Genomic DNA, 19939 nt, shown 5'->3' on the forward strand with positions numbered 1-19939 from the left:
GAGACAGGTACGGCGAAGGGCCGGTCGGAACCTCCGACCGGCCCTTCGCCGTACCCGCGTACCTCCGGGCCTCAGACCCGCGCGGCCTCGACCGGCTCGTCCGCCGGCTGCTCCGCCTCGGCCAGCTCCCGCCGGACGGCGGCCAGCGAGGGGTTGGCCCAGGCGCTGGCGACGCCCCAGTAGTAGAAGGCCAGCGCGATCGCGGCCACGATCAGCAGGTCCCAGCCCTCCGGCAGGTCGCCGCGGCCGCCGTAGTCGGTGCTGCCGGCCCAGGAGACCCCGGCCATCACGAACAGGTAGGCGATCATCCAGGCGCCCGCCTTCAGGTGCGGCTTCAGCTCGGCCCACGGCTTGCGCAGCTCGTAGAAGGCCCAGATCGGCAGGCCGGCGGCCATCAGCAGGATGACCTTGCCGGTGAGCGGCCACTTGGCCCAGTACAGCACCAGCGAGCCGAACACCATGGCGATCGGGGCGATCACCGGCATGGCCCGCAGCCGGACCGGCCGCTTCAGGTCCGGGGCGAGGCGGCGCAGCGCCATCACGGCGACCGGGCCGGTGATGTACGAGATCACGGTGGCCACCGAGACGATCTCGGCGAGCGAGCCCCAGCCGCGGAACACGGCCAGGAACAGGAAGGCGACGACCAGGTTGAGCACCAGCGCCGGGCGCGGGATGCCGGTCTTGGCGTCGACCTTGCCGAAGACCTTCGGCAGGTGGCCGTTCTCCTGCACGCCGTGGATCATGCGCGAGGTGGTGGCGGCGTAGATCATGCCGGTGCCGGACGGCGAGACGAAGGCGTCCGCGTACAGCAGCATGGCGAGCCAGTTCAGGCCCCAGGCCATCGCCAGGTCGGCCAGCGGCGAGGTGTAGCCGAGGCCGCCCCAGCCGTTCGCCAGGCCCTCGTTCGGCACGGCGCCCAGGAAGGCGACCTGCAGCGCGATGTAGATCACCAGGGCGATCAGGATCGAGCTGATCACGGCCTTCGGCAGGGACTTGCCGGGGTTGCGCGCCTCGCCGGCCAGGTTGAGCGGCGACTGGAAGCCGTTGAAGGCCCAGACGATGCCGGAGGTGGCCACGGCGGTGAAGACCGCGCTCCAGCCGTTCGGGGCGAAGCCGCCGTGGTCGGTGAAGTGGGCGGTGTCGAAGTGCGCGAAGAGCAGGGCGCCGGCGGTGAGCGCCGGGACGACGACCTTGAAGACGGTGATCGCGGTGTTGGTCTTGGCGAACATCGTGATCGCGAACCAGTTCAGCGCGAAGTACACGAGGAGCAGCACGCTGGCGAGCGCGACGCCGCTGACGCTCAGCTCCTGGCCGTCGTACAGGGCCTTGGCCCAGCCGAAGTCCCAGGAGCTCATGTACTGGACGGAGGCGGTGGCCTCGCCCGGGATGACCGAGACGATGGCGATCCAGTTGGCCCAGGCGGCGAGGTAGCCGGCGAGCGAGCCGTGCGAGTACTGGCCGTAGCGGACCATGCCGCCGGCCTTGGGGAACATCGAGCCGAGCTCGCTGTAGGTGAGGGCGATGGTGAGCGCCACGGCGGCCCCGATCACCCAGGCGAGGATCGACGCGGGGCCGGCCAGGCGGGCGGCGCGCTCGGCGCCGAAGAGCCAGCCCGACCCGATGATCGACCCGAGGCCGACCGCGGTGAGGCTGATCGTGCCGAGTGACCGGCGGTAGTTCTGGTGTGATGCCGTCGACGGTTCGGGCTCACTCAACGTATCGGTCCTCTCGCTCGGGGTTCATCGGGTGGAGTCGTGGTTTTTGCGGTTTTGCCCTGCTATTCGGGACAAACGGAGAGAAGCCTATGGGGCGAAATGGGGCGAAGACCTCAGAGGAAGCTCAAACCGTTCGATCGTTGCCATCTCGTGTCCGGCTTCCGGACGTGGACGCGCGGGCCGGAGCCCCGGCGGCAGGGGGCGGTCGGCGTTCGGGAGGGGCCGGGATGCGTCGGGCCGGGCCCGGGCCGTTGCGAGGCCGGGCCGGGTCGCGCCGGGAAAAGAAAATTCCCCGCGGATTCCTTGGGGAATCCGCGGGGAATTTCTCTGGTGTCCGAGGGGGGACTTGAACCCCCACGCCCGATAAAGGGCACTAGCACCTCAAGCTAGCGCGTCTGCCATTCCGCCACCCGGACGGGGTGTGTGCTCCGGGGGTTTTTCTCTCGCCCCCTCGGCGACAGAGAGAACACTACCAGCATTCGGGAGTGGTTCTCACCGCGTTTGCGCCGGTGGGGACGGGCGGGCTGGCCGGGGTGGCTGGGACGGCTCGCGAGGACGCTCGAAACCGGGCCGAAGTGGCACCTGACGCGACGGAAGCGGTCGACTCCGGTGCCCGCTGCGGTCGGTTCCGGTCGGAAGCGGTCCGACACGGGCAAGTTGTCGCCGGTGCCCCGGCCGCCGGGGCCGCTCTCCTAGCCTCTGTGGACCGAGGGGCCCCGGGGTGGAACGCCGGAGTCCCGGACGGTTCCGGTGGTTCCGGTCGTTCCCGGACCGCGCCGGGTCGTGGACGAAGGGCGGCGGCACGTGGAGCAGATCAGCGGGGCGGCGAAGGCCGAGCCGAGACGCGGCGGGCCGCGCGCGGCCCCGGACGGGCCGGTCGAGGGGGTCTGGCGCTTCCCGGTGCCCGCCGCCGAGGCGTCGGTGCCGCTCACCCGGCACGCGGTCCGGGACCGCCTGCTCGCCCAGGGCATGGCCGGGGTGCGCTATCAGGAGCTGGTGGACGACCTGCTGCTGATCGTCTCGGAGCTGGTCGGCAACGCCGTGACGCACGCCGCCGAGCTGTCCCCCGAGGTGACCACCGAGCTGTCCGTCCGCCGGGGCTGGGTGCGGGTGTCGGTCGAGGACGGCGACCCGTACCGGCCGAAGGCCCAGGAGAGCGACGCCGGCCGCACCGGCGGCCGCGGCCTGCTGCTGGTCAAGAGCGTGACCCTGCAGGCGGGCGGGGTGTGCGACGTGGAGCGGACCGGGGAGGGCGGCAAGGTCGTCTGGGCCTCGCTGCCCGTCCCCCCGGAGCCCGCGGACTGACCGGCGCGGCGCCGCGGACCGCGCCCGGCCGCCGCCACCGGCCGCCGCCTACCAGTCCCGCCCGGCGATCTCCCGGATGCCCGGCAGCGCGGCCTCGAAGACCGTCTCGAACCAGACCGAGAACGGCCGCTCGGCGCGCAGCTCCCGCAGCTCCTGCGCGGTCACGAAGGCGAAGTCCTCGACCTCCTCCGGGTCCGGCAGCACCGGCGCGGTGACCAGGCCGACGAACAGGTGGTTCCACTCCCGCTCGATCAGCCCGGAGGCCTCGTCCGGCAGGTCGTAGCGGACGGTGCCGGCCTCGCAGAGCAGCGCCGGCGCGACGCCGAGCTCCTCGGCGGTGCGGCGGGCGGCGGCCACGAAAGGCTGCTCGTCCGGGTACGGGTGCCCGCAGCAGGTGTTCGACCAGACGCCGGGGGAGTGGTACTTGCCGAGGGCGCGGCGCTGGAGCAGCAGCCGGCCCTGGCGGTCGAAGAGGAACACCGAGAACGCGCGGTGCAGCCGGCCGGGCTGCTGGTGCGCCCAGAGCTTCTCGCCGGTGCCGATGGTGACGCCCTCGTCGTCGACCAGCTCCAGCAGGATCTCGGGGCCGGTCGCGGCGACGGCCACGTCCGTCTCCACGTCGAGGCCGGTGTCGATGTCGGCGGTGAAGTGCGTCGGGTCGGTCGGCAGACTCTGGGGCATGGTGCCTCTTTCGGGAGGGGGACCAGGGGGGAGCACGGGCATGGGGGTGCGCCCGGTGGACCGCGAGGGGTGCGGCAGACGCGCCGGACGGCGGGCGCACCGGCGCCGACGCCGGGGTCAGTCTGCCGTACGGGTGGCGGTCGGCACCGGCCACACGCACAATCCGATGGATCATGACCCTCGGGGGTCCGGTCCTGGCCGGGCGGGGCACCGGGGGTCCCTCGAAAGAGGGACCGGACTCGTATACCCGTGCGATCGGCGTTCGAACCGCGTTCGGGCGTGCGATCCGTCGCCCGCCCGTCACCGCGCAGCCACCGGCCGCGTTCGGGCTGGTCGCCCCGGTCGCCTACCATCACTTAGAGCACGGTGCCCGGATCCGCGCCGCTCCCGGCGCGCCGCCGCCCGGTTCGTCCCGGCGGCTCCGGTGCCCCCCGGCACACCCCCCCTGTGCACAGCACGACGGATCAGGAGACCCCGCATGATCGGCCTCGTTCTGGCAGCCGGCGCCGGCCGCCGGCTGCGCCCGTACACCGACACCCTGCCCAAGGCGCTGGTGCCGGTCGACGGGGAGCGGACCGTCCTGGACCTCACCCTCGGCAACTTCGCCGAGGTCGGACTGCGCGAGGCCGCGATCGTCGTCGGCTACCGCAAGGAAGCGGTGTACGACCGCAAGGACGCCCTGGAGAGCAAGTACGGCGTCAAGCTCCACCTGGTCGAGAACGACAAGGCCGAGGAGTGGAACAACGCCTACTCGCTGTGGTGCGCCCGCGAGCTGTTCACCGAGGGCCTGCTGCTGGCCAACGGCGACACCGTCCACCCGGCCTCCGTCCAGCGCACCATGCTGGAGGGCAACCGGCGCCTGGCCGAGGCCGGCGCCGCCCCCGGCATCCTGCTCGCCCTCGACACGGTGAAGAAGCTCGCCGACGAGGAGATGAAGGTCGTCGTCGACCCGGCCGCCGGCATGCGCCGCATCACCAAGCTGATGGAACCGGGCGAGGCGACCGGCGAGTACATCGGCGTCACCGTGATCAACCCGGCCGCCGCCGCCGACCTGACCGACGCGCTGCGCGCCACCTACGAGCGCGACCCGCAGCTGTACTACGAGGACGGCTACCAGGAGATGGTCGACCGCGGCCTGCGGATCGACGTCCAGCCGATCGGCGAGGTCTCCTGGGTCGAGGTCGACAACCACGACGACCTGGCGAAGGCGCGGGAGATCGCGTGCCGGTACTGACCCGACTGGTCCCGTCGCCGCTGTTCGTCGAGGTCCGCCCGGGCGCGCTGGACGCGCTCGGCGGCATCCTCGCCGACCAGCGGCTGTCGGCCTCGGGCCGGATCGCGGTGGCGATCAGCAACGGCTCCGGCGCCGTGATGCGCGAGCGCCTGGAGCCCGCCCTGCCCGGCGCCGACTGGTACAACGTGGACGACGGCAGCCTCGACAGCGCGGTGCGCTTCGCCGAGGAGATGCGCGGCAAGCACTACGACGCGGTCGTCGGCCTCGGCGGCGGCAAGATCATCGACGCCGCCAAGTACGCCGCGGCCCGGGTCGGCCTGCCGGTGGTCGCCGTCGCCACCAACCTGGCCCACGACGGCATCTGCTCGCCGGTCTCCACCCTCGACAACGACTCCGGCCGCGGCTCCTACGGGGTGCCCAGCCCGATCGGCATCGTGGTCGACCTGGACGTCATCCGGCAGGCCCCGCAGCGCTTCGTCGCGGCCGGCATCGGGGACGTCGTCTCCAACATCTCCGCCTGCGCGGACTGGGAGTTGTCGCACGCCGTCACCGGCGAGCCGGTGGACGGACTGGCCGTCGCGATGGCCCGTTCGGCGGGGGAGAACCTGCTGCGGCACCCAGGGAACATTCAGGATCAGGACCTGCTGACGGCGCTGGCCGAGGCCCTGGTACTGTCCGGCATCGCGATGAACATCGCGGGCAGCACCCGGCCCTCCTCGGGCGCCTGCCACGAGATCTCGCATGCCCTGGACGTGCTTCACCCCAAGCGCTCCGCCCAGCACGGCGAACAGGTGGGCCTCGGCGCCGCTTTCGCCAGCTTCCTGCGGGGCGAGCGCGAGCTGTCCGGACTGATCGTGGAACGCCTGGCGCGCCACGGACTTCCGGTGACCGCAGCTCAAATCGGCTTCACGGATGCGGAGTTCACCGAAGCGGTGCACTACGCTCCGAACACCCGGCCGGGGCGCTTCACCATCCTCGAACACCTCGACCTCTCCCCTTCCGCGATCAGGGACGCGTACGCCGACTATGTCCAAGCCGTCAACAGCTGACCCCGCCGCCGCGGGCGTCGCACCGCCCCCGGTCGACCTGACCCGCCGCCCCTCGATCGAGGAGCTGCGCGCGGTGATCCACCCGGAGGGCATGCTCCAGCGCCGCAGCGCCGAGCACTGGGCCGGGCGCCTCTACATGCGGAGGATCTCGCTGCGGATCACCCGCGTGCTCTCCACCATGACGGCGATCACGCCCAACGGCCTGACCTACCTGATGATGCTCACCGGCGTCCTGGCCGGCGCCGCGCTGGTGCTGCCGGGCCTCGCCGGGGCCGTCCTGGGCGCCGTGCTGATCCAGGTCTACCTGCTGCTGGACTGCGTGGACGGCGAGGTCGCCCGCTGGCGCCGGCAGACCTCGCTCACCGGCGTCTACCTGGACCGGGTCGGCCACTACGTGTCCGAGGCGGCACTGCTGACCGGCCTCGGCCTGCGCGCCACCGACCTGCTGCACCGCGAGGGCGCCGGCGCGCACTGGGAGTGGGCCTTCCTCGGCACGCTGGCCGCGCTCGGCGCGATCCTGATCAAGTCCGAGACCGACCTGGTGGACGTGGCCCGCGCCCGCAGCGGCATGACGGCCGTCGAGGACAGCGCCTCGGTGCCGCGCTCGGCCACCGTGGCCAGGGCCCGCCGGGCGGCGTCCCTGCTGAAGTTCCACCGCCTGGTCGGCGCGGTCGAGGCCTCGCTGTTCATCCTCGCGGCCGGGATCGCCGACGCCGCGCACGGCGGCCTGTCCTTCACCCGCGTCGCGGTCGTCGTGCTGGCGGCGATCGCCATGCTGCAGACCGTCCTGCACCTGCTGAGCATCGTCCTCTCCAGCAGGCTGCGATGAACGAGCGGAGCGAGTCAATGAACGACGGGCGCACCACCACCACGGCCGCCGAGGACTTCCGCCTCGGCGCGGTGATCATCACCATGGGCAACCGGCCCGCCGAGCTGAACGCCCTGATCGAGTCCGTCCGCGCCCAGGAGGGCCCGGCCGTCGAGCTGGCCGTGGTCGCCAACGGCGCCCCGCTGCCCCCGCTGCCCGAGGGCGTGCGCACCGTCGAGCTGCCGGAGAACCTCGGCATCCCGGGCGGGCGCAACGTCGGCATCGAGCTGTTCGGCCAGGACGGGAAGGACGTCGACGCCGTCCTGTTCCTGGACGACGACGGCCACCTGCCGCGCACCGACTCCGCCCGCCTGCTGCGCGAGGCCTTCACCGGCGACCCGGAGCTGGGCATCGTCTCGTTCCGGATCGCCGACCCGGACACCGGCGTCACCCAGCGCCGGCACGTCCCCCGGCTGCGCGCCAGCGACCCGCTGCGCTCCTCCCGGGTGACCACCTTCCTGGGCGGCGCGAGCGCGGTGCGCTGCGCGGTGTTCGAGCGGGCCGGGCAGCTGCCCGCCGAGTTCTTCTACGCGCACGAGGAGACCGACCTCGCCTGGCGCGCGCTGGACGCCGGCTGGGCCATCGACTACCGGGCCGACGTCGTCCTGCACCACCCGACGACCTCGCCCGCGCGGCACGCCACGTACTTCCACAACGTGGCCCGCAACAGGGTGTGGCTCGCGCGACGGAACCTTCCGGCCCTGTTGGTGCCTCTCTATCTGGGAACCTGGTTTCTGCTGACCCTGGCCCGCCGCCCCTCCCCGGAGGCGCTGAAGGCCTGGTGGGGCGGATTCCGGGCGGGCTGGCGCGAACCCTGCGGTCCGCGTCGCCCGATGCGATGGCGTACCGTTTGGCGACTGACCAGGCTGGGACGTCCTCCGATCATCTGATCCTCCCGTGATCGAATGATCGTTCGCCACGGCCGGCGGTCACCCGTCGGCCGGACTCCCCCCGTGATCCCAGTGGATCTCCCTCGGCGCACGGCCGGCGGACCCCCGCCGACCGGCCCGCCCCGACCGATCCCGCGTGAAGGACGAATGTGTCGACAGTGAGTGAACCCGTCAGCCTCTCAGCCCCCCGGGGGGCGGACGCGGGCCTGACCCCCCAGCAGCTCGCGGCCAAGTACGGCCTGGCGGTGAGCGGTGCCCGGCCCGGCCTGTTCGCCTACACCAAGCAGCTCTGGGCCCGGCGCCACTTCATCTGGGCCTTCGCCACCGCCCGCCTGGTGGCCCAGTACACCGACGCCAAGCTCGGTCAGCTGTGGCAGGTCGTGACCCCGCTGCTCAACTGCGGCGTGTTCTACCTGGTCTTCGGCATCATCCTGCAGAACAAGAACGGCTTCCCGCCGAACACCTACATCGCCTGGCTCTGCGTCGGCGTCTTCATCTTCCAGTTCACCCAGAACGCCGTGCAGTCCGGCACCCGGGCGATCTCCGACAACCTCGGCCTGATCCGCGCGCTGCACTTCCCGCGCGCCAGCCTGCCGATCGCCTTCACCGTGATCCAGCTCCAGCAGCTGCTGATCTCGACGGTCGTGCTGGTCGTCACCGTGCTGGCCGCCGGCATCGCCCCGGGCAGGACCTGGCTGCTGATCGTCCCGGCGCTGCTCCTGCAGACGCTGTTCAACACCGGCATCTCGCTGATCATGGCCCGGATCGGCGCCAAGACCAGTGACATCTCCCAGCTGATCCCGTTCGTGATGCGGGCCTGGATGTTCCTGTCCGGCGTGATGTTCAGCATCCAGGACCAGGTCCACAGGTGGCCGAAGTACGTCCAGGTGATCTGCGAGATCAACCCGGCCTCGGTCTACATGAACCTGCTGCGGCACGCCTTCGCGCCGATCATCTACAACAAGCACCTGCCCGTGCACCAGAGCCTGCCGCCGCACCAGTGGACGTACGGCATCGCCTGGGCGGTCGGGATCTTCGTCATCGGATACGTCTTCTTCTGGAAGGCCGAGGAGGAGTACGGCCGTGGCTGACACCGACCTGAGCAAGCAGGACGCCGTGACGGACACGGTGGTGGCCCGCGAGCCCACCGTCGTCGTCGACGACGTGCACATCGTCTACCGGGTGCACGGCGCCGGCTCCGGCAAGGGCAGCGCCACCTCGGCGCTGAGCCGCATCATCAGCCGCAAGCGCGCCTCCGGCGTGCGCGAGGTGCACGCCGTCAAGGGCATCAGCTTCACCGCCTACAAGGGCGAGGCGATCGGCCTGATCGGCTCCAACGGCTCCGGCAAGTCGACCATGCTGGCCGCCATCGCGGGCCTGCTGCCGACCGAGAAGGGCGGCATCTACACCAACGGCCAGCCCTCGCTGCTGGGCGTCAACGCGGCCCTGATGAACGAGCTCAGCGGCGAGCGCAACGTCGTCCTGGGCTGCCTGGCGATGGGCATGTCCCCGGCCCAGGTGCGGGCGCGCTACCAGGAGATCGTCGAATTCTCCGGCATCAACGACAAGGGCGACTTCATCTCCCTGCCGATGCGCACCTACTCCTCCGGCATGGGCGCCCGGCTGCGCTTCTCCATCGCCGCCGCCAAGACCCACGACGTGCTGCTGATCGACGAGGCGCTGGCCACCGGCGACCAGGCCTTCCAGCAGCGCAGCAAGAAGCGGATCGAGGAGCTGCGCGGCGAGGCCGGCACCGTCTTCCTGGTCAGCCACGACAACAACTCGATCCGCGAGGTCTGCGAGCGGACCATCTGGATCGAGGCCGGCGAGCTGGTCATGGACGGCCCGACCGAGGAGGTCGTCGGCCGCTACGAGCGCGGCGAGCGCCCGTAACCGCAGGTCACGCCAGGGGCCGGCACCGGAATCCTCCGGGGCCGGCCCTTCCGTGTGCGCCCGTACGTGCCCCGGGTGGCCCGCCGCCGGCGGGGTGAGCGCCCCCGCGCGCGGGCGGGGCGCTCTTCTCCGGCGCGCCCGGTGGTGCGAGGCTGGTAGGCGCGGGGGTGGTGTGCCGGAGGTGACGCCCGCGTTCGGACGCGTGTCCGAGTGAGGCCGGTGTCGGCGAGCGGTGTAGAACGGGGGAGTGACAGCAGTGTCGGCTTCGGCCATGCCCAGAGACCCCTCGGCGAACCCCTCCACGGGCCAGACCCTGGAGAAGGCGGGTGCCGAGAACTTCCCGGTCGCCCCGTTCTTCCTGCCCGCCGCCTGGCGCGCCGACCTGATGGCCGTCTACGGCTTCGCCCGGCTGGTGGACGACGCGGGCGACGGCGACCTCGCCGACCCGGCCGCCACCGCCGCCCTGCTCGGGGTCGAGGCAGCGCCCCCCGTCACCCCTTCGGCCCAGCCCGGCCCGCCCGCTCCCGCCGAGACCGCCTTCCGGCTCGCCCTGCTGGACGGGCTGGAGCGCGACCTCGACCGGGTGTTCGAGACCGCCCTGCGCACGGACGGCGCCGAAGCGCCCCGCCACCCGCTGCTGGGCGCGCTCGTCCCGCTGGTCTCCCGGCACGCGCTGACCCCCGAGCCGTTCCGCCGTCTGATCGAGGCCAACCGGGTGGACCAGACCACCGCCCGCTACCCGGCCTACCAGGACCTGGCCGACTACTGCACGCTCTCCGCCGACCCGGTCGGCCGCCTGGTGCTGGCCATCGCGGGCGTCTCCACCCCCGAGCGGATCGCCCTGTCCGACGCCGTCTGCACCGCCCTCCAGCTGGTCGAACACCTCCAGGACGTGGCCGAGGACCTGGCCCGCGGCCGGATCTACCTGCCCACCGAGGACCTGGAGCGCTTCGGCGTCACCGAGGCCGACCTCGCCGCGCCCGCCGCGAACGGGGCGGTGCGGGAACTGATCGCCTTCGAGACCGAACGGGCCCGCACCCTGCTCGACCGGGGCGCACCATTGGTAGGTACGGTTCGGGGGAGGCTTCGACTGCTCCTGGCGGGATTCACCGCAGGCGGCTACGCGGCCCTGGCGGCCGTCGAGGACGCCGGGTACGACGTGCTCGCCCGGCAGGCGAAGCCGGACAAGCGCCGCCTCGCAGCGAAGGCGGCGGCCATCTTCGCGAAGGGAAGGTGAACGCCCGAGTGGCGGCATCACCACTGGCGTCGGCCCAGGTCATGGCGGCATACCGGTACTGCGAGGCGGTGACCGGGCTGCAGGCGCGCAACTTCAGCTACGGCATCCGCCTGCTGCCGGAGCCCAAACGGCTGGCCATGTCCGCCCTGTACGCGCTGGCCCGCCGGGTGGACGACATCGGCGACGGCGACCTCCCGGCCGACCGCAAGGCCGAGGCGCTGCTGCGCACCCGGGAGCTGGTCGGCGAGGTCCGCGCCGGGGTGGTCGACGAGGACGACACCGACCCGATCAAGGTCGCCCTGGCCGACGCCGCCCGGCGCTTCCCGATCCCGCTCGGCGGCTTCGACGAGCTGATCGACGGCGTCGAGATGGACCTCAAGGGCGCCGAGTACCAGACCTACGAGGAGCTGAAGGTCTACTGCCGCTGCGTGGCCGGTGCCATCGGCCGGCTCTCGCTCGGCGTCTACGGCTGCGACGACCCCGAGCGCGGGGCGCACTACGCCGACACCCTGGGCCTGGCGCTGCAGCTCACCAACATCCTGCGCGACCTGCGCGAGGACGCCCTGAACGGCCGCACCTACCTGCCCGCCGAGGACCTCGCCCGGTTCGGCTGCGAGCAGGGCTTCGCGACGCCCCGCCCGCCGGCCGGCGCCGACTTCGCCGGCCTGGTCGGCTTCGAGGCCGCCCGCGCCCAGGCCGCCTTCGAGGAGGGCCTGCGGCTGCTGCCGATGCTCGACCGCCGCAGCCGCGCCTGCACCGCCGCGATGGCCGGGATCTACCACCGGCTGCTCGGCCGGATCGCCGCCGACCCCGAGTCGGTGCTGCGCGGCCGGGTCTCGCTGCCGGGCTGGGAGAAGGCGTACGTGGCGCTTTCCGGGCTCGCCGGGGGGCGTTCTTGATTCTCACCGGAGTTCTGTCACGCTGTGTCAGCGGGGAATCACATCCGGGTGGACCGTTGTTCACCACAGCGCCGACGGGACGCGTGCCGATGCGGCGCGTGCCGACCACCGCGACCGCCGCCGGGCGGTCCGCCGACTTCGAGGGGGAGCGCCGATGACCGGGCGAGCCGATGCCGCGCGCCCGGCCGTCGTCGTGGTCGGCGGCGGCCTGGCCGGGATCACCGCCGCGCTGCGGCTGGCCGAGGCCGGGCAGCGGGTCACCCTCCTGGAGGGCCGGCCCCGGCTCGGCGGCCTGGCCTTCTCCTTCCAGCGCGGCGAGCTGACCGTCGACAACGGCCAGCACGTCTACCTGCGCTGCTGCACCGCCTACCGCGGCCTGCTGGAGCGGCTCGGCGCCGCCCGCCTCACCCATCTGCAGGACCGCCTCGACGTCCCCGTGCTGTCCGTCACCGGGCCCGCCGACGCGCCGGTGCGCACCCTCGGCCGGCTGCGCCGGGCCGCCCTGCCCGTCCCGCTGCACCTGGCCGCCAGCCTCGCCGGCTACCCGCACCTCGCCCCGGCCGACCGGGCCCGGGTGGTGCGAGGCGCGCTCGCCCTGTGGGGCCTGGACCTCGCCGACCCGGCACTGGACGAGCTCTCCTTCGGCGAGTGGCTGCGCCGCAACGGGCAGAACGCGGCGACCACCGCCGCCCTGTGGGACCTGGTCGGCGTGGCCACCCTGAACGCCCGGGCCGACCAGGTGTCGCTGGCGCTCGCCGCGATGGTGTTCAAGACCGGCCTGCTCTCCGACCTCGGCGCCTCCGACATCGGCATCGCCGCCGTCCCGCTCGGCGCCATCCACCACGACCGGGCGCTCGCCGAGCTCGAACGCGCCGGCGTGACGGTACGGCTGCGCGCCCGGGTCGCGGAGCTCAAGCCCGGCGCGCCCCAGCACGCCGTGCGCCTGGAGGACGGCGACCTGCTCTCGGCCGACACCGTGGTGCTGGCCGGCGCCCAGGACACCGCGGCCGCCCTGCTGCCGCCGGACGCCGTCCCCGGGCAGGAGCGGCTGGCCGGCTTCGGCACCGCGCCGATCCTCAACGTGCACGTGGTCTACGACCGCCGGGTGATCCGCCGGCCGTTCTTCGCCGCGCTCGGCTCGCCCGTCCAGTGGGTCTTCGACCGCACCGCGCACTCCGGCCTGGCCGGGACGGAACTGGGCCGGGCCCACCCCGGCGCCCAGTACCTGGCACTGTCGCAGTCCGCCGTCCAGGACGAGATCGACCTTCCGGTGGCCGAGCTGCGCCGCCGCTACCTGCCCGAACTGGCCAGGCTGCTCCCCGCGGCGGCCGGGGCCGAGGTGCTGGACTTCTTCGTCACCCGCGAGCGCACCGCCACCTTCGACCCGGCCCCGGGCAGCGCGGCGCTGCGCCCGGGCGCCCGCACCGCCGTCCCCGGCCTGCTGCTGGCCGGCGCGTGGACGGCCACCGGCTGGCCCGCGACCATGGAGGGCGCGGTGCGCAGCGGCCACGCCGCCGCCGACGCGGCCCTGGCGGCGGGCGGCGCCCGGCCGCCGGTGGACCGCGGCGACGGGAGGTGGCCCCGGTGACGGGCCCCGCCGCCGGGGACCCCGTCAGATCCCGCGGGCACGCCCCGGCCGGCTCGGCGGGCACCGGCCCGACCGGCCGGGCCGGCGCCGGCCTCGCCGACACCGGCAGCAGTACCGACACCGTCCGTAGCGGCGGGATCCGGACCGACCGCATCCGGACCGACCGCATCCGCACCGACACCAGCCGTACCGACAGCGCTGGATTCCAGCCGCCCCGGGGGGGTCGGCATGACGAGGGAGAGGGAACGCACGTGGAGTCACGCACCAGCTTCACCGCATCGGGAACGGCACAGGCCGAACCGGTCTCGGTGCCGGAGCTGCTCGCCCGCAGCCGCACGCTGTGCAACCCGCCGCTGCGGGCGGCCGTCGCCCGTCTGGCCGCACCGATGGACACCGTCGCGGCCTACCACTTCGGCTGGATCGACCGCGACGGCACCCCGGTGGAGGGGGACGGCGGCAAGGCCGTGCGCCCGGCGCTGGCGCTGCTGTCCGCCCGGGCGGCCGGCGCGGACGCCGAGGTGGGGGTGCCGGGCGGCGTCGCGGTTGAACTGGTGCACAACTTTTCCCTGCTCCATGATGATCTGATGGACGGTGACGAGACCCGCCGGCACCGGGCCACCGCCTGGACGGTCTTCGGTCCGGCCCAGGCGATCCTGGTCGGCGACGCACTGGCGACGCTCGGCACGGAGGTGCTGCTCGACGCCGCGGTGACCGGCGGCGCGAGCCCCACCGACGCCGCGCGGGCCGTCCGGCTGCTCACCACGGCGACCCGCGCGCTGATCGACGGCCAGGCCATGGACGTCTCCTTCGAGCAGCGCGACAGCGTCACCGTCGCGGAGTGCCTGGAGATGGAGGGCGGCAAGACCGCCGCGCTGCTGGCCGCCGCCTCCGCGATCGGTGCCGTCCTGGCCGGGGCCGACGACGAGGTCTCCGGCGCGCTCCAGCGCTACGGCCACCACCTCGGCCTGGCCTTCCAGGCGGTGGACGACCTGCTCGGGATCTGGGGCGCCACCGAGGTCACCGGCAAGCCGCACTGGGGCGACCTGCGCCAGCGCAAGAAGTCCCTGCCGGTCGCCGCCGCACTGGCCGAGGGCGGGGCGGCCTCCCGCCGGCTCGCCGGGGAGCTGGCCGACCCGAAGGGCCGCGGCGAGGAGAGCGAGGCCGAGCTCGCCGCCCGGGCCGCGCTGATCGAGCAGGCCGGCGGCCGGGCCTGGACCCAGGAGGAGGCCCGCCGCCAGCACACGACTGCCCTCGCCGCCCTGGACGAGGTGCCCATGACGGACGAGGTGCGCGAGCACTTCGTCGCACTCGCCGAATTCGTGGTGGTACGAGAGAGGTGACGTTACGTTGACAGCAACCGCGGACGGCCGGCTCGACCCTGAGTACGATTCCGAGCCGGTCGCGGTGGGCGACCGGCCGGCGGCCCTGCTGGGCACCGGGCGGTGGCAGCCCGAGGACGCCGACCGGCCGCGGCCGGCGGGCGAGGCGGACCCCGGGCCGGCCGACGCACCGGAGGCCCTGGCCCGCGCCACCGCCCACCTGCTCTCCCTGCAGTCCTCCGAGGGCTGGTGGAAGGGGGACCTGGAGACCAACGTCACGATGGACGCCGAGGACTTACTGCTCCGGCAGTTCCTCGGGATCCGGACCGAGGAGCAGACCAAGGCCTCCGCCGAGTGGATCCGCTCCCAGCAGCGGGAGGACGGCACCTGGGCCACCTTCCACGGCGGCCCGCCGGAACTGTCCACCACCGTCGAGGCCTACGTCGCCCTCAAACTCGCCGGGGACGACCCGAACGCCCCGCACATGCTGGCCGCCGCGCACTACGTCCGCTCCCGCGGGGGCATCGCCGCCGCCCGGGTGTTCACCCGGATCTGGCTCGCCCTGTTCGGCTGGTGGCCCTGGGCCCGACTGCCCGAGATGCCGCCCGAGATCATCTTCCTGCCCAAGTGGCTGCCGCTGAACATCTACGCCTTCGGCTGCTGGGCCCGCCAGACCATCGTCCCGCTGACCGTCGTCTCGGCCCACCGGCCCGTCCGGCCCGCGCCCTTCCCGCTCACCGAGCTGCACACCGACCCGGCCGACCCGTACCCCGACCGGCCGCTCGCCCCCGCCAACAGCTGGGACGGCGTCTTCGAACGCCTGGACAAGGTGCTGCACGCCTACCACCGGCACGCCTTCCGCCCGCTGCGCCGGCTCGCCGTCTCGCAGGCCTGCCGCTGGATCGTCGAGCGCCAGGAGGCGGACGGCTGCTGGGGCGGCATCCAGCCGCCCGCCGTCTACTCGCTGATCGCCCTGCACCTGGAGGGCTACGAGCTGGAGCACCCGGTGATGCGGGCCGGGCTCGCCTCCTTCGACCGGTTCACCGTGCACACCGAGGACGGCCGGCGCTGGATGGAGGCCTGCCAGTCCCCGGTGTGGGACACCTGCCTGGCCGCGATCGCGCTGGTCGACGCCGGACTGCCGGCCGACCACCCGGCGCTGGTCGCCGCCGCCGACTGGATGCTCGACGAGGAGATCACCACCCGCGGCGACTGGGCCGTCCAGCGGCCCGCCCTCGCGGCCGGCGGCTGGGCCTTCGAGTTCGAGAACGACACCTACCCCGACATCGACGACACCGCCGAGGTGGTGCTCGCGCTGCGCCGGGTCGGCCACCCCGACCCGGCCAGGATCGAGGCGGCCGTCGACCGGGGCGTGCGCTGGAACCTCGGCATGCAGTCCAAGAACGGCGCCTGGGGCGCCTTCGACGTCGACAACACCAGCAAGCTGCCGAACCGGCTGCCGTTCTGCGACTTCGGCGAGGTCGTCGACCCGCCGTCCGCCGACGTCACCGCGCACGTCGTCGAGATGCTCGCGGAGACCGGCCGGGCCCACGACCCGCGCACCCGGCGCGGCATCGAGTGGCTGCTGCGCAACCAGGAGGAGGACGGCTCCTGGTTCGGCCGCTGGGGCACCAACTACATCTACGGCACCGGCTCCGTGCTGCCCGCGCTGGCCGCGGCCGGCGTCCCGGACGAGCACCCGGCCGTGCGCCGGGCGGTGCGCTGGCTGGAGGACCGGCAGAACCCGGACGGCGGCTGGGGCGAGGACATGCGCTCCTACGAGGACCCGGCGCGCTGGGCCGGGCGCGGTGACTCCACCGCCTCGCAGACCGCCTGGGCGCTGATGGCGCTGCTCGCGGCCGGCGAGGGCCCGGCCGGCCGGGCCAACCCGGCGGTCGAGCGCGGCGTGGCCTGGCTGGTGCGCACCCAGCTGCCCGAAGGCACCTGGGACGAACCGCAGTTCACCGGCACCGGCTTCCCCTGGGACTTCTCCATCAACTACCACCTGTACCGGCTGGTCTTCCCGGTCACCGCGCTCGGCCGCTACCTGAACGGCGGCCCGGGCGGGCTCGACCGGCCCGCCGCCCCGGCGAACGGGACGGCGCGGTGACCACCGCCCCCCTGCTGGTGCTCTGCGCCCTGGGCCCCGAGGTCTGGGCCCTGCGCGGCGGCGACTGGCGCGACTCGGCCGGCGGGCCGCCGGTGCTGGTGCGCACCGGCGTCGGCCGGCGCCGCGCCGCGGTGACCGTGCGCCGGCTGCTCGGCTCCGTCCCGGGCGGGTACGGCGCGGTCGCGGTGGCCGGCTTCGGCGCCGCGGTCGGCCCGGGCGTGCGGCCGGGGGACGTCGTGGCCGCGGACGGCGTGCGCGACGCCGAGGGCCACCTGTACCCCGTCGACTCCGGCAGCGACCTGACCCGGGCGCTCAAGGGGTACGGGCTGACCGTGCACACCGGGGTGCACCACACCGCCGACCACGTGGTGCGCGGCCTGGAGCGGCGCGCCCTGCACCTGCAGGGCGCGCTCGCCGTCGACATGGAGGCCGCCGGCGTGCTGGCCGCGCTGCGCGAAGTGCGCCCGGCGCTGCCGGCGGCCGTCCTGCGGGTGGTGGTCGACACCCCCGAACGCGAACTGCTGCGGCCCGGCACCCTCCCGGCCGGGGTGCGGGCCTGGCGGACGCTGCGGGCCACGGTGCCCGCGCTCGCCGACTGGTACCGGCAGCAGTGCGCACCGCGCCCCGCGGACCTGAACCACCCCACATCCTCGACGCTCCCCCAGGAGGCGAGCTAGCCATGGCCATGCCGTTGCGCCAGACCGTGCGGGTCGGCACCTACCTCATGCAGCAGAAGCTGCTCAAGCGGCGGGACAAGTTCCCGCTGATCGTCGAGCTGGAGCCGCTGTTCGCCTGCAACCTCGCCTGCGAGGGCTGCGGCAAGATCCAGCACCCGGCCGGTGTGCTGAAGCAGCGGATGCCGGTGGCCCAGGCGGTGGGCGCCGTGCTGGAATCGGGTGCCCCGATGGTCTCGATCGCCGGCGGCGAGCCGCTGATGCACCCGCAGATCGACGCGATCGTCCGCCAGCTCGTCGAGCGCCGCAAGTACGTGTTCCTGTGCACCAACGCGCTGCTGCTGCGCAAGAAGATCGACAAGTTCCGGCCCTCGCCGTACTTCACCTTCGCCGTGCACATCGACGGCCTGCGCGAGCGGCACGACCAGTCGGTGGCCAAGGAAGGCACCTTCGACGAGGCGGTCGCCGCGATCAAGGAGGCCAAGCGGCGGGGCTTCCGGGTCACCACCAACAGCACCTTCTTCAACACCGACACCCCGCAGACCGTCATCGAGGTGCTGGACTACCTCAACGACGAGCTGAAGGTCGACGAGATGATGATCTCCCCGGCCTACGCCTACGAGAAGGCCCCCGACCAGGAGCACTTCCTCGGCGTCGAGCAGACCCGCGAGCTGTTCCGCAAAGCCTTCGCCGGCGGCAACCGCAAGCGCTGGCGCCTCAACCACAGCCCGCTGTTCCTGGACTTCCTGGAGGGCAAGGCCGACTTCGAGTGCACCCCCTGGGGCATCCCCAACTACTCGCTGTTCGGCTGGCAGCGGCCCTGCTACCTGATGGCCGACGGCTACGTGCCCACCTACCGGGAGCTGGTCGAGAAGACCGACTGGAGCAAGTACGGCCGCGGCAAGGACCCGCGCTGCGAGAACTGCATGGCCCACTGCGGCTACGAGCCGACCGCCGTCCTCGCCACCATGGGCTCGCTCCAGCAGTCGCTGCGCGCCATCACCGAGACCGTGAGCGCGGGCCGCGGGCGCTGAGCCCGCGAGCCGTCGCCCGGCCCGGGCCGCGCGCCCGGGCCGGACCCGCCCCACCGGGCACAGGCACCACCGCACCGCCGACCGTCGTGAGGTGTACCCATGTCACTTCTGTCCCGCGTCACGTCCCCGGCCGAGCTGCGCAAGCTCCCCGCGGCCGAACTCCCGCTGCTCGCCGACGAGATCCGCGACTTCCTGATCGACGCGGTCACCCGCACCGGCGGCCACCTCGGCCCCAACCTCGGCGTGGTGGAGCTGACCATCGCCCTGCACCGGGTCTTCGACTCCCCCTACGACCGGATCGTCTTCGACACCGGCCACCAGAGCTACGTCCACAAACTGCTCACCGGGCGGCAGGACTTCACCAAGCTGCGGATGAAGGGCGGCCTGTCCGGCTACCCCTCGCGGGCCGAGTCCGAGCACGACGTGGTGGAGAACTCGCACGCCTCCACCGCCCTGTCCTACGCGGACGGCCTCGCCAAGGCCGCCCAGCTGCTCGGCCAGCACGACCGGCACACCGTCGCCGTCATCGGCGACGGCGCGCTCACCGGCGGGCTCGCCTGGGAGGCGCTCAACAACATCGCCGAAGCCCGCGACCGGCCGCTGGTCATCGTCGTCAACGACAACGAGCGCTCCTACGCCAGGACCATCGGCGGCCTCGCCAACCACCTCGCCACCCTGCGCACCACCCAGGGCTACGAGCGCTTCCTGTCCTGGGGCAAGGAGGCGCTGCAGCGCACCCCGCTGGTCGGCCAGCCGATCTTCGACGCGCTGCACGGCGCCAAGAAGGGGTTCAAGGACGCCTTCGCCCCGCAGGGCATGTTCGAGGACCTCGGCCTCAAGTACCTCGGGCCGATCGACGGCCACGACCTGGCCGCGGTCGAGCAGGCGCTGCGGCAGGCCCGGAACTTCGGCGGGCCGGTCATCGTGCACTGCCTCACCGTCAAGGGACGCGGCTACCGGCCCGCCGAACAGGACGAGGCCGACCGCTTCCACGCCGTCAACCCGATCGACCCGTACACCTGCCTGCCGATCTCGCCCAGCGCCGGCGTCTCCTGGACGTCCGTGTTCGGCGAGGAGCTGCTGGCGCTCGGCGACGAGCGGCCGGACCTGGTGGCGATCACCGCCGCCATGCTGCAGCCGGTCGGGCTGGCGCCGTTCGCCAAGGCCTTCCCGACGCGGACCTTCGACGTCGGCATCGCCGAGCAGCACGCCGTCACCAGCGCGGCCGGCCTGGCCACCGGCGGCCTGCACCCGGTCGTGGCCGTCTACGCGACCTTCCTCAACCGGGCCTTCGACCAGGTCCTGATGGACGTCGCCCTGCACCGGCTCGGCGTCACCTTCGTGCTCGACCGCTCCGGCGTGACCGGGCCGGACGGCGCCTCGCACCACGGCATGTGGGACATGTCGATCCTCCAGGTCGTCCCCGGCCTGCGGCTCGCCGCC

18 protein-coding genes and 1 tRNA gene are annotated in these 19939 nt (G+C 73.3%); 16 read left to right on the plus strand and 3 right to left on the minus strand.

Going from position 1 to position 19939, the window contains the following annotated elements:
* Positions 1-71 precede the first annotated feature (71 nt).
* Both VM95_RS22005 and VM95_RS22010 read right to left on the minus strand, forming a co-directional pair.
* Positions 72-1715, minus strand: a complete 1644-nt coding sequence (locus VM95_RS22005) for an APC family permease (protein ID WP_045699551.1) — start codon at positions 1713-1715, stop codon at positions 72-74.
* A gap of 328 nt (positions 1716-2043) precedes the next feature.
* Positions 2044-2131, minus strand: a tRNA-Leu gene (locus tag VM95_RS22010).
* A 397-nt stretch (positions 2132-2528) separates the two neighbouring features.
* Between VM95_RS22010 and VM95_RS22015 the strand changes: the two genes are divergently transcribed.
* A complete protein-coding gene (locus tag VM95_RS22015; RefSeq protein WP_045699591.1) occupies positions 2529-3020 on the plus strand; it encodes an ATP-binding protein in 492 nt (163 codons plus the stop codon).
* Positions 3021-3068: 48 nt separating this feature from the next.
* Here VM95_RS22015 and idi read toward each other — a convergent pair whose 3' ends face one another.
* Positions 3069-3689, minus strand: coding sequence for an isopentenyl-diphosphate Delta-isomerase (gene idi / locus VM95_RS22020; RefSeq protein WP_425265343.1), 621 nt, complete (start codon positions 3687-3689; stop codon positions 3069-3071).
* Between the two features lie 185 nt (positions 3690-3874).
* On the opposite strand from idi, the gene VM95_RS45530 reads away from it, so the two are divergent.
* The 15 genes from VM95_RS45530 to dxs all read left to right on the plus strand — a co-directional run.
* On the plus strand, positions 3875-4183 hold the full coding sequence (locus tag VM95_RS45530; RefSeq protein WP_341846026.1) for a DUF5941 domain-containing protein: 309 nt from the start codon (positions 3875-3877) through the stop codon (positions 4181-4183).
* A complete protein-coding gene (locus tag VM95_RS22025) occupies positions 4180-4935 on the plus strand; it encodes a phosphocholine cytidylyltransferase family protein (RefSeq protein WP_045699553.1) in 756 nt (251 codons plus the stop codon). The genes VM95_RS45530 and VM95_RS22025 overlap by 4 nt, the downstream gene beginning before the upstream one ends.
* Positions 4923-5984 (plus strand): iron-containing alcohol dehydrogenase family protein, encoded by a 1062-nt coding sequence (locus VM95_RS22030; RefSeq protein WP_045699555.1) that lies wholly within the window; start codon positions 4923-4925, stop codon positions 5982-5984. The genes VM95_RS22025 and VM95_RS22030 overlap by 13 nt, the downstream gene beginning before the upstream one ends.
* A 91-nt stretch (positions 5985-6075) precedes the next feature.
* The gene (locus VM95_RS22035) at positions 6076-6813 is read left to right on the plus strand and encodes a CDP-alcohol phosphatidyltransferase family protein (protein WP_167352945.1); all 738 of its coding nucleotides are present in this window, start codon (positions 6076-6078) and stop codon (positions 6811-6813) included.
* A gap of 17 nt (positions 6814-6830) precedes the next feature.
* The gene (locus VM95_RS22040; RefSeq protein ID WP_045699557.1) at positions 6831-7742 is read left to right on the plus strand and encodes a glycosyltransferase family 2 protein; all 912 of its coding nucleotides are present in this window, start codon (positions 6831-6833) and stop codon (positions 7740-7742) included.
* Between the two features lie 149 nt (positions 7743-7891).
* A complete protein-coding gene (locus VM95_RS22045) occupies positions 7892-8833 on the plus strand; it encodes an ABC transporter permease (RefSeq protein WP_045699559.1) in 942 nt (313 codons plus the stop codon).
* Positions 8826-9635: an ABC transporter ATP-binding protein gene (locus VM95_RS22050; protein ID WP_045699561.1), complete on the plus strand. Its 810-nt coding sequence runs from the start codon at positions 8826-8828 to the stop codon at positions 9633-9635. Before VM95_RS22045 ends, VM95_RS22050 begins: the two co-directional genes overlap by 8 nt.
* Positions 9636-9906: 271 nt before the next feature.
* Positions 9907-10872 (plus strand): squalene synthase HpnC, encoded by a 966-nt coding sequence (hpnC, locus tag VM95_RS22055; protein WP_045699563.1) that lies wholly within the window; start codon positions 9907-9909, stop codon positions 10870-10872.
* A 41-nt stretch (positions 10873-10913) separates the two neighbouring features.
* On the plus strand, positions 10914-11771 hold the full coding sequence (gene hpnD / locus VM95_RS22060) for a presqualene diphosphate synthase HpnD (protein ID WP_107073046.1): 858 nt from the start codon (positions 10914-10916) through the stop codon (positions 11769-11771).
* A gap of 154 nt (positions 11772-11925) precedes the next feature.
* Positions 11926-13359 (plus strand): hydroxysqualene dehydroxylase HpnE, encoded by a 1434-nt coding sequence (gene hpnE, locus VM95_RS22065; protein WP_045699569.1) that lies wholly within the window; start codon positions 11926-11928, stop codon positions 13357-13359.
* Positions 13360-13610: 251 nt separating this feature from the next.
* A complete protein-coding gene (locus tag VM95_RS22070) occupies positions 13611-14699 on the plus strand; it encodes a polyprenyl synthetase family protein (RefSeq protein WP_045699597.1) in 1089 nt (362 codons plus the stop codon).
* Between the two features lie 7 nt (positions 14700-14706).
* Positions 14707-16788, plus strand: coding sequence for a squalene--hopene cyclase (shc, locus tag VM95_RS22075; protein WP_244178885.1), 2082 nt, complete (start codon positions 14707-14709; stop codon positions 16786-16788).
* Positions 16785-17465 carry a phosphorylase family protein gene (locus VM95_RS22080; protein ID WP_052706804.1) on the plus strand — a complete coding sequence of 227 codons (681 nt, stop codon included), beginning with the start codon at positions 16785-16787 and terminating at the stop codon, positions 17463-17465. The genes shc and VM95_RS22080 overlap by 4 nt, the downstream gene beginning before the upstream one ends.
* Before the next feature lie 2 nt (positions 17466-17467).
* The gene (hpnH, locus tag VM95_RS22085) at positions 17468-18496 is read left to right on the plus strand and encodes an adenosyl-hopene transferase HpnH (protein WP_045699571.1); all 1029 of its coding nucleotides are present in this window, start codon (positions 17468-17470) and stop codon (positions 18494-18496) included.
* Positions 18497-18595: 99 nt separating this feature from the next.
* Positions 18596-19939 (plus strand): 1-deoxy-D-xylulose-5-phosphate synthase (gene dxs / locus VM95_RS22090; protein ID WP_045699574.1); only part of this gene is annotated, 1344 nt, incomplete at its 3' end.

This window comes from Streptomyces rubellomurinus (genome assembly GCF_000961885.1).
Lineage (GTDB): Bacteria > Actinomycetota > Actinomycetes > Streptomycetales > Streptomycetaceae > Kitasatospora > Kitasatospora rubellomurina.

Excerpts from the sequence above, each read along its gene's own strand:
- VM95_RS45530 (WP_341846026.1), top strand. The coding sequence starts at position 3,875 with ATGACCCTCGGGGGTCCGGTCCTGGCCGGGCGGGGCACCGGGGGTCCC.
- VM95_RS22025 (WP_045699553.1), top strand. The coding sequence starts at position 4,180 with ATGATCGGCCTCGTTCTGGCAGCCGGCGCCGGCCGCCGGCTGCGCCCG.
- VM95_RS22035 (WP_167352945.1), top strand. The coding sequence starts at position 6,076 with ATGCTCCAGCGCCGCAGCGCCGAGCACTGGGCCGGGCGCCTCTACATG.
- VM95_RS22040 (WP_045699557.1), top strand. The coding sequence starts at position 6,831 with ATGAACGACGGGCGCACCACCACCACGGCCGCCGAGGACTTCCGCCTC.
- hpnC (WP_045699563.1), top strand. The coding sequence starts at position 9,907 with ATGCCCAGAGACCCCTCGGCGAACCCCTCCACGGGCCAGACCCTGGAG.
- hpnD (WP_107073046.1), top strand. The coding sequence starts at position 10,914 with ATGGCGGCATACCGGTACTGCGAGGCGGTGACCGGGCTGCAGGCGCGC.
- hpnE (WP_045699569.1), top strand. The coding sequence starts at position 11,926 with ATGACCGGGCGAGCCGATGCCGCGCGCCCGGCCGTCGTCGTGGTCGGC.
- hpnH (WP_045699571.1), top strand. The coding sequence starts at position 17,468 with ATGGCCATGCCGTTGCGCCAGACCGTGCGGGTCGGCACCTACCTCATG.